Here is an 11,824-nt window from a genome sequence, read left to right on the forward strand (position 1 = left end):
CCTATCCGGCGACCCGTCTCAGGGCCGCGAAGGCCTTCCGCCCGAACGTTTCGGGCGGAAGGTCGGGGTTGGCCAGCCAAGCGTCCATGGACTGCTTGATGATGCTGACGGTCGCGCCCGCGACGACGCGACAGGCGACATCGTCATCCGGCAGGCCCTTGCGCGCCGCCAGCGTAAGCGCCAGCAGGCGTTCCACCGCCTCGTACTTGGCCTGGTCGCCGGCGCGGAGGGACGGCGTGGCGGCGATCAGCGCCGCCACCGCCCGCGCCTCCTGCGACCGATGCCGGTCGGCCAGGTCGAACAGGGCGTTCTCCACCATGTCCAGCATAGGCTCGTCCGCGGGACGCGCGGCCACCGCATCGGCCACCCATCGGGGAAAGTCCGCCTTGGTGGAGAAGACGATCTCCTCCTTGGAGCCGAAGTAGTTCAGCAACGTGCGCCGCGAAACGCCCGCGGCCGCCGCCACCTCGTCGAGCGTCGTCGGCTCGAACCCATTGGCCAGGAACAGCCGCATCGCCTCGGCCTGGATGCGCGCATGGGTCGCCGCGCGCTTGCGCTGGCGCAGGCCGGCGTCGGCATGTTTTTCGTTTTGCACTTCTTGCATATTTGCACCGGATGCAGATATGCAAGTCCGGCGCCCTCCGTGGCGACTCTCGAAACGACAGGATAGACCGATGGCGACCTGGACCACAGACGATATTCCCGACCAGAGGGGCCGCCTGGCCATCGTCACCGGCGCGACCGGTGGATTGGGCCTGGAGACGGCCCTGGCGCTGGCAGGCGCGGGCGCCGAGGTGGTGCTGGCGGGGCGAAATCCGCTGAAGGGGGACAGGGCCGAACGGATGATCCGCGACCGTCATCCCCACGCCGAGGTGCGTTTCGGCCTGGCGGACCTGGCGGACTTGGCGTCGATCGCCGCCTTCGGCGATCGCCTGCTGGCCGATGGCCGGCCGATCGACATTCTGGTCAACAACGCCGGCGTTATGGCCCTGCCCCGGCGCGAGACGACGGCCGACGGTTTCGAGCGGCAGTTCGGCGTCAACTACCTGTCTCATTTCGCCCTGACGGGGCGTCTGCTGCCGTTGCTGACGGCGGGCCGCGCGCGGGTGGTTCAGCTGTCGAGCATGGCCCACCACGGCGGCCGCATCCGTCTCGACGACCTGAACCATGCGCACGGCTACCGCCCGTGGCCGGTCTATCAGCAGTCCAAGCTGGCCATGCTGATGTTCGCCGTCGAGCTTCAGCGGCGCAGCGACGCCCACGGCTGGGGCCTGACCAGCGTCGCCGCCCACCCCGGCGTCGCCAACACCGACCTGATGTCGAACGGCCCCGGCGGCCTGACCGGGTTCGGCGCTCGGCTGTTCCTGCCGCTGCTCACCCATTCGGCGGCGGCCGGCGCCCTGCCCAGCCTGATGGCCGCCACCCTGCCGGATGCGACGCCGGGCGGCTATTACGGCCCGCAGGCGCTTGGCGAATGGCGCGGCCCGCCCGGCCCCGCGCGCGTCGACCCGGCCGCCCGCGATCCAGAGGTGGCGCGCCGTCTCTGGTCCGAGTCGGAGCGTCTCACCGGCGTTCGCTACGGCTGAGCCCTCGTCCGCGTTGCGGCCGGGTCACAGGGCGGCGGTTCTTTTCGACCATGACCAAAGCTTCACCTGTCCGCCACGCATCGGCCATCGACTCCGCGCGTTGATCCGCTGTGGCGCGGTCGCCACGGCCGTCGTTTCCTTTCCCGACAAGGGATCGGGCGGCCGCGGCGGCCGTTGTCAGAAGACGCCCTCCTCCCCACCTGCCGTATCTCGTGACCTACGCTTCCTCCCTCGCCCTGCCCTCGCCCGTCCGATCCCGCAGCCGCCTGCTGCGGACCGCCCGGCGCTGGGCGCTGATGGCCGGCGGCCTGCTGGTCGTGATGTTGGGCATCCTGATCGCGCCGCTGCCGGGCCCCGGCGGCGTCCCGGTGATCGCGGTCGGTCTGATGCTGATCCTGCGCAGTTCCTTCTGGGCCAAGCGTCAATTCATCCGCGCCCAGTACGCCCGGCCGAAGTGGGTCTATCCGTTCCGCCGACTCATGCGTCGAAAGCCCGAGATCGCGCCCGTCTTCTGGCAGCAGGCCCTGCGCGCGGAAAAGATGATGTTGCGTCGTCGCCGCCGTCTTGTGCGCGTGCGTAAGCGAATTCGCCGTTCTTTCAGAAGGCTTTTTCGCCGCGCCTAGGCGAAATCGACGCGCGTCATGCTGCGCCCGCTAACCACGGGAAGTTGAACCCGCGCGACCCCCGACCGGCGTATCCTCCCCTTCGCGTTATCAGAGAACCGTAACAAGCGTTGGGAGGCGCTCAGGTCATGATGTCACGCGTACAAAAGGGCCTCGTCGCCGGCGTCTTCGCCACGATCGCGGCGTCGCTGCTCGAAATCCCGAACATGTTCCTCAACTGGTTCGATCCCTTCCAGGGGGTCATCGCCAGCATCATCGGCATGCCGGGCAACATGGCCGTCGGATGGGGAATCCATCTGATCAGCGGCGTCTTCATCCTGGGGCCGCTGTTCGGCTATCTGTGCCCCCGCCTGCCCACCGACACGCCCGAGACCAAGGGCATCGTCTTCGCGGTCGGCGCCTGGGTGGTGATGATGCTCGGCGTCTTCATGCTGGGCGACTATCGCACCTTCTCCAGCGGCGCGGGCTTCGGCACCGTGGCCTGGCTGCTGATCACCCATGCGGTGTTCGGCATCGTGCTGGGCAATGTCTATGCCCGCTTGGTCGCGCGCGAGAAGCGCGGGGCCACGATCATCGGCGGCGCGCCCGCCCACTGACGTCGCGCACCGCGCATGAAAAAGGCCCCCGGCGTTTCCGTCGGGGGCCTTTGGTCGTTCGGGACCAGTCGATCAGTTCAGCCGGTCGCCGATCTGGGCGATGGCCGCATCCAGCAGCGGGTCCTTGGCCTGGCCGGCCAGCCGGGCCGCCAAGATGTCCTCCGCGGCCTTGGCGGCAAGGTCGGCGGCGGCGGCCTTGACCTCGGCCGAGGCCTGGGCCTCCGCCTGGGCGATCCGGTTCTCGGCCAGCTTCTGGCGACGCGCCAGCGTCTCTTCCAGCTTGGCCTTGGTCTCGGCCTCCAGACGCCGCGCATCCGCCTCGGCGGCGGCCAGCAGGTCCGCGGCCTGGGCCTCGGCCTCGGCCTTCTCCTTGCGGATCTGCGCCAGCATGGCCTCGGCCTCGGCGCGCAGACGCGCGGCCTCGTCCAGGTCCGCCTGGATCTTGGCGCCCTTGGCGTCCAACTGGGCGGCGGCCATCTTCGGCACGCCCGCCGCGATCAGTATGCCGAAGAAGATCAACAGGCCGACGCCGACCCAGATCTCTGCGTTCGACAGGTCCCAGATGCCGTGTTCGAAGATCAGGTTCATCAGGCGGCTCCCTTGACGGCGGCCAGTTCGGCGGCCGTCGCGCCCTTGCCCGTCAGCCGCTCCACCATGGCGGCGGCGGCGTCGGAAGCGATGGTGGAGACGTTGGACATGGCGGCGTCGCGGGTCTTGCCGATGGCGGCCTCGGCCTCGGCGATGCGCGCGTTGACGACCGCCTCTTCCGCAGCCTGACGCGCATTGGCCTCTTCGGTGACGCGCGCCTTGGCGGCGGCGGCGGTGGCGCGCGCGTCGGCGCGGGCCTTGACCACCTCGGCCTGGGCCTGGGCGGCCTGGTCGGCGGCCTCGGCCTGGACCTGACGCGCCGTGGCGACGGCGGTGGAAATGGTGTCGGCCCGTTCGTCCATCACCTTGCGCAGGCGCGGCGCGAAGACCTTGGACACCAGCAGATACAGGACGGCGAACAGGATCAGCAGATAGCCGATCTGTCCGGCCCAGTGCTCGAACTGGAATTGCGGCAGGCCGCCCGAGCCGTGATCGCCGGGCGTCGCCGTCTCGGCGTGCAGGTCCCGTTCGACCGAAGGCGGGACCGCGTCGATGGTGTGGGTGCTGGCCATGAACCGTCTACTGCAGGATCAGATGAGCGGCGCGCGGGCGAACCCCGCGCGCCGTATCGGCTGATATCAGCCGAAGATCATCAGGATGCCGAGCACGAAGGCCAGGATGCCCAGGGCTTCGGCGAGGGCGGCGCCCACGAACAGGTTGCCGACCTGGCCGGCGGCGGCCGACGGGTTGCGCAGGGCGCCGGCCAGGAACTGGCCGAAGATGTTGCCCACGCCCAGGGCCGAACCGATCATGCCCAGGGTGGCGAGACCAGCGCCGATGTACTTCGCGGCTTCAGCGTCCATGATTGTATTCCTAGATTAAGTCGTTGGTGGTTGGGGTGAAGAGGCTGAACCGGCCCTTAGTGGGCGTGGTCCAGGTTGACCACATCGTTCAGGTAGATGCAGGTCAGAACGGCGAAGACGAAGGCCTGGAGGAAGGCCACCAGGAACTCCAGCGCGGTCAGGGCGACGACCATGCCCAGCGACAGGGCCGCCACCGGGAAGGCCAGCAGGCCCACGCCGCCGCCCAGGCCCAGAAGGCCCAGCGACACGACGAAGCCGGCGAAGATCTTCAGCGCCACGTGGCCGCCCAGCATGTTGCCGAACAGACGAAGCGCCAGGGTGATCGGCCGCAGCAGGAAGGAAACGAACTCGATCAGGCCCACCACCGGGCGCAGCAGCAGCGGCGCGCCCATCGGCCAGAACAGCTTGAAGAAGCCCAGGCCGTTCTTGGCGAAGCCCACGACCAGCACCAGGCCGAAGGTGATCAGCGCGAAGGTGGCGGTGATCGCCAGCTGAGACGTCGCCGTGAAGGTCAGGAACAGGCCCAGCAGGTTCATGCCCAGGATCAGCAGGAAGATCGTGAACACGAACGGGAAATACTTGCGGCCGTCGTGGCCGATGATGGAGTCCGCCAGATTGTCGATCAGGCCGAACACGCCCTCGCCGGCGGCCTGCAGGCGGCCCGGCACGACCTGGGCGTTCGACGTCACGGCGGCCAGGAAGCCGACGATCGCCACGAAGGCCGCCGTCATGGCGATGTGCGAATTGGTGATCGCCAGGTCCACCGTGCCCAGCACCGGCAAGGTCACGTCGGGAAGGTCGATGACCTTCTGGATCTGAAACTGATGAATCGGATCGGCCATAGAGCCTTATCGTTCCTCGTCTTCGCCGGCTTCGACATAGGGTTCGGACGGAGCCGTGGTCCCTTGCGCCTTCGCCTGCGCCATCAGCCGGTTGGCCGTGCGGCGCGCCATGTAAATCGACAAGGCGAAGCCCAGAAGGACGCCGCCGATCAAACCCCACGGACGAGTCCCCAGGACCCAATCCGCGACGAAACCGAACGCCAGTCCCACGAAGACGCCGCCGAGCAGCTCGGCGATGATCTTGTAGGCCTGCCCGGCCACCTTCTGGCCGGTCAGTTCGGCGGATTTCTCCGCCGTGGTCCGCGCCTCCAGGTCGGATGCGCTTTGCTGGAGGCGTTTGATCGCCTCTTCACGCGATTCCGTCATAGGGGACAGGGCCTGTGCGCTCAGCGCCCGAACAGTGCGTCCGGGCGGGTCTGAATTCGGCGCGGAAACTAATCGTGAGCGGCCGATAGGTCAAGGCGCGCGACACACGACTTAAGGCTTTGTCTGCATTCGATTTTCTTCACCCACAGGCGCGGCGCGGCGAAGCGTCGCTCTCGATGATGTGAGAATCCCCGCCCTTGCGCGGCCCGCCGCCGTGGCGGGTCCGCATCGGAACGACTAGGTTGGCGCCATGAACGTCCATGCGCCGCCCCCCGCCCCCGAACGTCGCCGGATCGCCGTGCGCCTGGCGACGCCGCGCGGCTTCTGCGCCGGGGTGGACCGGGCCATCCAGATCGTCGAGCGCGCCATCGAGAAATACGGCGCCCCGGTCTATGTGCGCCACGAGATCGTCCACAACCGCCATGTGGTCGAGCGGCTGAAGGCCATGGGCGCGGTCTTCGTCAAGGAACTGGACGAATGCCCCGACGACCGGCCGGTCGTCTTCTCGGCCCACGGCGTGCCCAAGTCTGTGCCGGCCACGGCCCGCTCGCGCGAGATGCTGTTTCTGGACGCCACCTGCCCCTTGGTGTCCAAGGTCCATGTCGAGGCCGAGCGTCACCACGCCGCGGGCCGCCACATCATCCTGATCGGTCACGCCGGCCACCCGGAGGTGATCGGCACCATGGGCCAGCTGCCCGACGGCGCCATCAGCCTGGTCGAGACCGAGGCGGACGCCGAACGGTTCGAACGTCCCGGCGACCAGCCCCTGGCCTACGCCACCCAGACCACCCTGTCGGTCGACGACACCGCCGGCATACTGAAGGTGCTGAAGCGGCGTTTTCCCGAACTGCCCGATCCGCACAAGGAAGACATCTGCTACGCCACCACCAACCGGCAGGAGGCGGTCAAGACCCTGGGCCAGGGCTGCGACCTGGTGCTGGTGGTCGGCTCCAAGAACTCGTCCAACTCGGCCCGGCTGGTCGAGGTGGCGATGCGCGCCGGCGCCCGCGACGCCCGGCTGGTCGACGACGCTTCCCAGGTCGACTGGGCCTGGTTCGAGGGGGTGGACGCCGTGGGCGTCACCGCCGGGGCCTCGGCGCCCGAACCCCTGATCGCCGCCCTGGTCGACGCCATCGCCGCCCGTTTCGACGCCGTCGTCACCGAGGACGCCGGCGCGCGCGAGACCGTCACCTTCAAACTGCCCCGCCTGCTGACGGCCTGAACCGCTTCAGCGGTCCTCGCCGACGAAGTCCTGGGCGAACTCGGGGGCGTCGTCTTCCAGCGGCAGGCTTCCGTCCTCGTCGTCGGCTTCGGACGCGCGCGTCGGATCCGGGACCTCGAAACCGACCGGCAGCGACAGGTCCAGCAGGCCCGCCGCCTTCATCTCCTGGACGCCGGGCAGATCGTACAGGGTGGCCAGGCCGAAATGCTCCAGGAAGCGGTCCGTCGTGGCGTAGGTCACGGGCCGGCCCGGCGTGCGCCGCCGCCCCCGCAGGCGCACGAACCCCATCTCCAGCAGCAGGTCCAGCGTGCCCTTCGACAGGCTGACGCCGCGCACGCTCTCGATCTCGGCGCGGGTGACGGGCTGGTGGTAGGCGATGATGGCCAGGGTCTCCAGCCCGGCCTTGGACAGGCGGCGCGGCTCCTCGCGCTCCTCGGTCATCATGAAGGCCAGGTCCGGCGCGGTGCGGAACCGCCAGCGGTCGGCCACGCACTCCAGCTCGACCCCGCGCCCCTCGTAGCGGGCGCGCAGGCCCGACAGGGCGCGCGCCACATTGACGTTGTCCGGCAGGCGGGCGGCGATCTCGGCGGCGCTCAACGGCCCGGCGGCGGCGAACAGCAGGGCCTCCACGCGCCGCTCGATCTCGGCTTCGTCGGGCTGGAACGACAGGTCAGACATAAGAATATCCGCTCATCCCCTCACTTCCAGCGGCTGCCCCGCGCCGCTTCAGATACAGGTCCGCGAACGCCTGCGCCTGGCGGATGTCCATCGCCCCCTCCTTGACCAGTTCCAGACTGGCCGAAAGGGTGGACGCCGTATAGCTGGCCTGACTGGGGCCGTCCTCGTCCTGGCGGTGCGGCGCGACCCGATCCAGCGGGGTCCAGTCGGCCAGTCTGGGCATGATCTCGCGCAGCCAGTCGCGCGCCGCCTCCAGCGGAAAGGCCTCCACGCGCTGGCCGGGGGCGTATCGCCGGGCTTCCTCGCGCCTGCGCTGGACCACATAGGCGCTCATCAGTTCATACAGGCTGGCGTCGATGCGGTCGGATGGAACGATCACCGTCGCCTCCGGATCGCCGCGCGTGAAGACGTCGCGCTTCAGCTGGGGGCGCGCCATCAGCTGCTCCACCGCCTTCCTCATCGCCTCCAGCTTCTGCAAGCGGAACGCCAGGGCGGCGGCCATCTCCTCGGCCGGCGGCTCTTCCGGCTTGCCCTTGTCGGTGCGCGGCAGCAGCAGGCGCGACTTCAGATAGGCCAGCCACGACGCCATCACCAGATAGTCCGCCGCCAGGGCGAAGTTGCGCCGCCGCGCCTCATGCACGAAGGCCAGATACTGTTCCGCCAGCTGGGTGATCGACAGCTTCAGCAGGTCCACCTTCTGCGTCCGCGCCAGGGCCAGCAGCACGTGCAGCGGCCCCTCGTATCCGTCCAGGTCGACCACGAAGGCCTCGCGGTCCTCGACCTCCTCGGCGTTGAAATCCAGGTTGGGCTGAAACGCTTCAGACATTTTCTGGGCCTATCGCGCCTTGCGCTACTTGAGGCCGCGCCGTGCGGATCACGTCTGCGCCTCTCCCACGTCCGGTCCCTTGGCGGCGTCCAGCCGCCCGCCCACGGTGCGGAAGAAGCGGTCGTGCGCGGCCACGGGGTCCAACGGTTCCGGCGTGCGCACGATCCGGGCCAGGGCGGCCTCGGCGCGGCGACGCGCCCCGCCCTTCAGCGGTCCAACGCCCTGGGCGACCTGGCGCATCTCGTCCATGTCGCCGTTCCAGTGGATGACGATGTCGCAGCCGGCCTTCAACGCCTTGTGCGCCCTCTGCGTCAGACTGCCGGACAGGGCGTTCATCACCAGGTCGTCCGACAGCAGCAGCCCCTTGAATCCCAGATGCTCGCGGATCAGGCGGATGGCGGCCTTCGACTGCGTGGCCGGGCGCTTCGGGTCGATGGCGGTGAAGACGATATGGGCCGTCATGCCGATGGGCATGTCCGACAGCGCCTTGAACGGCGCGAAGTCCCAGGCGTCCAGCGTGTCCAGGTCGGCATGGACCGTCGGCAGGGCCTTGTGCGTATCGGCGAAGGCGCGGCCGTGCCCGGGCATATGCTTGATGCAGGGCAGCACGCCCCCGGCCAGCAGCCCTTCCGCCGCCGCCCGGCCCAGGAGGGCGACCGTCTGCGGATCGCGGCCATAGGCGCGGTCGCCGATGATGTCGTGGGCGCCGGGCACCGGCGTGTCCAGGACCGGCAGGCAGTCGACGGTGACGCCGACCTCTCGCAGATCGCGGGCCATCAGCCGCGCGCCCAGCCGGACCGTCTCCCGCGCGGCGTTCACGTCGTTCGCCGTCTTCAGATAGGCGTCGGCCGGGGGGTATTTCGGCCAGTGCGGCGGGCCCATCCGCTGGACCCGCCCGCCCTCCTGGTCGATCAGGACGGGCGCGTCGGGATCGCCCAGCACGGCCCGCATCTCGTCGGTCAGGGCCCGCACCTGGTCCGGCGTGTCGATGTTGCGCCGGAACAGGATGAAGCCCCACGGCCGCGCCTCGGCGAAGAAGGCCTTTTCCGCCTCCGTCAGCCGATGGCCGGCGCAGCCGTAGATGGCGGCCGACGTCACCGGACGATGCAGTCCCGGCCCGCCGCCTTCAGGGCGTTGCAGAAGGCGGTCGCCCGCTCGCGCGACAGGCCCGCGAAGGCGGTGCGATAGAGCGTCGATCCGCTGGACGTCGTCACCTCCGTCACCCGCTTCTGGGCGCCCGAGGCGTATTGGCCGAAGCGTCCCGCCACGGCGGCGTATTCCCGATCCGCGATCTCGGTGGAGGAGAACGCCCCGATCTGGACCGAGGCCGATCCCCCGGCCGCGGCGGGCGCAGGGGCTGGCGCCGGCGCGGCGGGCGTCGAGGCGGCGGACGGGGCGGGCCGCGGCGCAGGCGTGGCCGAGGCCGCCGGGGCCGCTGGCGCCAGCCCCTGGCCGGTCGGGGCCGATGCGGGCGGCGCGGCGGGACGCGGCTGGGGCGCTTCCGGCGGCGGGGTGAAGGTGATCGGCGCGTCGGTCGTCTCGGTCGCCTCGTCACGATAGACCCGAACGCCCTCGGCCGGATCGACCGGCTGGGCGTCGATGGGCGGTGCGGACTTCATCTCGCCCACGGGCTGGCCCACCGCCGGCGGCGCGTCGGTCGAAGCGCGCAGGCCCGAGCGATAGAAGAAGATCACGGCCACGATCAGCAGCAGCAGCACCGCCGCGCTGACGATCAGGGTCACGGGCGGCGTCCGGCCGCCCCCGCCGCCCACGCGCCGGCCGCCGTCGCGCGGATCGAAACTGTTGCGGCGGAAGGGCAGGTCGTCGTCGGTCGGCGGCGTATAGGCGCCGCGGCCAGGTCGGTTGTCGTCATCGAAGGACATGGGGCGCTCCGCCGTCTCAATCCGGCGCGAATCGGTGCGCCGATCCGCCATCCTAACCCGCCGCCCCGCGCTTTCGAATCACAGATCGAGCGCCAGGTCGAGGCTGAAGAGCTTCTGGTGCACCTCGATGGCGTAGCGGTCGGTCATGCCGGCGATGTAGTCGCACACCGCCCGCGCCCGCCGCGTCCGATCCTCCGTCATGGCGGGCGCCCCCCATTCCGGCGGCATCACCTCCGGCTCGGCCATGAACAGCTCGAACAGCTGCGACAATACCCGCCGCGCCTGGCTTCGCGTGCGGTTGACGCGGTAGTGGCGATACATCCGTTCGAACAGGAACTTGCGCAGCACCGCCAGGTCGGCGTGCATGGACCGCGAGAAGTCGACCATCGTGCGCTTGGCCAACCGCACGTCCTCCGTCGAGCCGACCCGGTCGTCCTCGATCCGCCGGGCCGTCTCGGCCAGCACGTCCTCGACCATCACCCCGATCATGCGCCGCACCGCCTCGATCCGCAGCATCCGCTCGTCGATGCCGGGCCAGTCGCGCCGCACCTCGGCCAGGATCGGCCCGATCAGCGGCACCTGATCCAGGTCGCGCAGGGTGAACAGCCCCGCCTGCACCCCGTCGTCGACGTCGTGGTTGTTGTAGGCGATGTCGTCGGCGATCGCCGCGCACTGGGCCTCCAGAGAGGTGAAGGTGCCCAGCCCCAGGTCCCAGTCCGCCTCCCCGCCCTGCCGATAGGGCCGCACCACCGACCAGGCCGGCTCGTCCAGCCGGTGCGCCACAGGGCCATTGTGCTTGATGACGCCCTCGACCGTCTCCCAGCTCAGGTTCAGGCCCTCGAACTGCGGATAGCGCTTCTCCAGCTCCGTGACGACGCGGAAGCTCTGCACGTTGTGGTCGAAGCCGCCGAACTCGGCCATCTGGATGACCAGCTCGTCCTCACCTGCGTGGGCGAAGGGCGGATGACCCAGGTCGTGGGCCAGGGCGACGGTCTCGGCCAGGTCGTCGTCCAGCCGCAGCGCGTGGGCCAGCGACCGCGCGATCTGCGCCACCTCCAGGGAATGGGTCAGGCGGGTGCGATAGTGGTCGCCCTCGTGCGCCACGAAGACCTGGGTCTTCTCCTTCAGGCGGCGAAAGGCGGTGGCGTGGATGATGCGGTCGCGGTCGCGGGCGAAGGGGGTGCGCGTGCGGCTGGGCGGCTCGAAGAAGCGGCGGCCCTTCGTCAGCTCGGGCAGCTCGGCGTAGGCGGCTCTGGGCGTCTGGCTCACGTCATCAACTTTGAAGGCGGGCCCTTTGCGAACGCCCGCGCCCGCCTCATATAGACAGGCGTGAGCACCGTCCAATCCACAGAACCGTCCACACCCGCCTTCTCGGTCGCGCCGCGCGCGCCGGAAGGCATCGTCCTGGCCGCCAGCGCCGCCAAGCGCCTGGCCAGACTGGGCGCGGCCGAGGGCAAGGCGCTGATGCTGCGCGTGGCGGTGGACGGCGGCGGCTGCTCGGGATTCCAGTACCGGTTCGACCTGGTCGAGACGGCTGAGGACGACGACCTGCGCATCGAGGCGGACGGCCAGACCGCCCTGGTCGACCCGGTCTCCATCCCCTTCCTGAAGGGCTCCGAGATCGCCTATGTCGACGAACTGGCCGGCGCCCAATTCGTGGTCAAGAACCCCAACGCCGCCTCCAGCTGCGGCTGCGGCGTCAGCTTCTCGATCTAGGCGGCAGCCCGCCCCCGATGCTGGGCGTAGATTGA

Annotated in this window: 16 protein-coding genes; 5 read left to right on the forward strand and 11 right to left on the reverse strand. The window is 69.7% G+C overall.

The window, feature by feature from the left end; genetic code table 11:
* Position 1 precedes the first annotated feature (1 nt).
* The gene (locus M8231_RS10015) at positions 2-604 is read right to left on the reverse strand and encodes a TetR/AcrR family transcriptional regulator (RefSeq protein ID WP_249750094.1); all 603 of its coding nucleotides are present in this window, start codon (positions 602-604) and stop codon (positions 2-4) included.
* Positions 605-674: 70 nt separating this feature from the next.
* Here M8231_RS10015 and M8231_RS10020 point away from each other — a divergent pair, with 70 nt between their 5' ends.
* From M8231_RS10020 to M8231_RS10030, 3 genes are all read left to right on the forward strand, one after another.
* Positions 675-1,586 carry an SDR family oxidoreductase gene (locus M8231_RS10020; RefSeq protein WP_250201398.1) on the forward strand — a complete coding sequence of 304 codons (912 nt, stop codon included), beginning with the start codon at positions 675-677 and terminating at the stop codon, positions 1,584-1,586.
* Between the two features lie 296 nt (positions 1,587-1,882).
* On the forward strand, positions 1,883-2,209 hold the full coding sequence (locus M8231_RS10025; protein ID WP_250201399.1) for a hypothetical protein: 327 nt from the start codon (positions 1,883-1,885) through the stop codon (positions 2,207-2,209).
* Between the two features lie 128 nt (positions 2,210-2,337).
* Positions 2,338-2,805 carry a DUF6789 family protein gene (locus M8231_RS10030; protein WP_249750091.1) on the forward strand — a complete coding sequence of 156 codons (468 nt, stop codon included), beginning with the start codon at positions 2,338-2,340 and terminating at the stop codon, positions 2,803-2,805.
* A gap of 72 nt (positions 2,806-2,877) precedes the next feature.
* Here the strand turns inward: M8231_RS10030 and M8231_RS10035 are convergent, their stop codons facing one another.
* From M8231_RS10035 to M8231_RS10055, 5 genes are all read right to left on the reverse strand, one after another.
* Positions 2,878-3,393: a F0F1 ATP synthase subunit B gene (locus tag M8231_RS10035; RefSeq protein ID WP_249750090.1), complete on the reverse strand. Its 516-nt coding sequence runs from the start codon at positions 3,391-3,393 to the stop codon at positions 2,878-2,880.
* Positions 3,393-3,965, reverse strand: a complete 573-nt coding sequence (locus tag M8231_RS10040) for a F0F1 ATP synthase subunit B family protein (protein ID WP_250201400.1) — start codon at positions 3,963-3,965, stop codon at positions 3,393-3,395. Before M8231_RS10040 ends, M8231_RS10035 begins: the two co-directional genes overlap by 1 nt.
* Positions 3,966-4,031: 66 nt before the next feature.
* Entirely contained in the window at positions 4,032-4,256 is a 225-nt protein-coding gene (locus M8231_RS10045; RefSeq protein ID WP_008261286.1) for a F0F1 ATP synthase subunit C, read from the reverse strand.
* 56 nt (positions 4,257-4,312) lie between these two features.
* On the reverse strand, positions 4,313-5,098 hold the full coding sequence (locus M8231_RS10050; protein ID WP_249750088.1) for a F0F1 ATP synthase subunit A: 786 nt from the start codon (positions 5,096-5,098) through the stop codon (positions 4,313-4,315).
* Positions 5,099-5,104: 6 nt separating this feature from the next.
* Entirely contained in the window at positions 5,105-5,464 is a 360-nt protein-coding gene (locus tag M8231_RS10055) for an AtpZ/AtpI family protein (protein WP_250201401.1), read from the reverse strand.
* Positions 5,465-5,714: 250 nt separating this feature from the next.
* Here M8231_RS10055 and ispH point away from each other — a divergent pair, with 250 nt between their 5' ends.
* Positions 5,715-6,686, forward strand: a complete 972-nt coding sequence (ispH, locus tag M8231_RS10060) for a 4-hydroxy-3-methylbut-2-enyl diphosphate reductase (protein WP_250201402.1) — start codon at positions 5,715-5,717, stop codon at positions 6,684-6,686.
* Positions 6,687-6,692: 6 nt separating this feature from the next.
* Here ispH and scpB read toward each other — a convergent pair whose 3' ends face one another.
* From scpB to M8231_RS10085, 5 genes are all read right to left on the reverse strand, one after another.
* The gene (gene scpB, locus M8231_RS10065; RefSeq protein WP_250201403.1) at positions 6,693-7,364 is read right to left on the reverse strand and encodes an SMC-Scp complex subunit ScpB; all 672 of its coding nucleotides are present in this window, start codon (positions 7,362-7,364) and stop codon (positions 6,693-6,695) included.
* Positions 7,357-8,190, reverse strand: coding sequence for a segregation and condensation protein A (locus M8231_RS10070; RefSeq protein WP_249750085.1), 834 nt, complete (start codon positions 8,188-8,190; stop codon positions 7,357-7,359). Before M8231_RS10070 ends, scpB begins: the two co-directional genes overlap by 8 nt.
* 48 nt (positions 8,191-8,238) lie before the next feature.
* Complete coding sequence (gene nagZ / locus M8231_RS10075) at positions 8,239-9,288, reverse strand: beta-N-acetylhexosaminidase (protein WP_249750084.1); 1,050 nt, start codon at positions 9,286-9,288, stop codon at positions 8,239-8,241.
* Positions 9,285-10,073: an SPOR domain-containing protein gene (locus M8231_RS10080; RefSeq protein ID WP_249750083.1), complete on the reverse strand. Its 789-nt coding sequence runs from the start codon at positions 10,071-10,073 to the stop codon at positions 9,285-9,287. The genes nagZ and M8231_RS10080 overlap by 4 nt, the downstream gene beginning before the upstream one ends.
* Positions 10,074-10,151: 78 nt before the next feature.
* Entirely contained in the window at positions 10,152-11,342 is a 1,191-nt protein-coding gene (locus tag M8231_RS10085) for a deoxyguanosinetriphosphate triphosphohydrolase (protein WP_250201404.1), read from the reverse strand.
* 129 nt (positions 11,343-11,471) lie between these two features.
* Between M8231_RS10085 and erpA the strand changes: the two genes are divergently transcribed.
* Positions 11,472-11,789, forward strand: coding sequence for an iron-sulfur cluster insertion protein ErpA (erpA, locus tag M8231_RS10090; protein ID WP_249751973.1), 318 nt, complete (start codon positions 11,472-11,474; stop codon positions 11,787-11,789).
* Positions 11,790-11,824: the final 35 nt, after the last annotated feature.

The organism is Brevundimonas albigilva, assembly GCF_023573565.1.
In the GTDB taxonomy this organism is placed as follows: domain Bacteria; phylum Pseudomonadota; class Alphaproteobacteria; order Caulobacterales; family Caulobacteraceae; genus Brevundimonas; species Brevundimonas albigilva.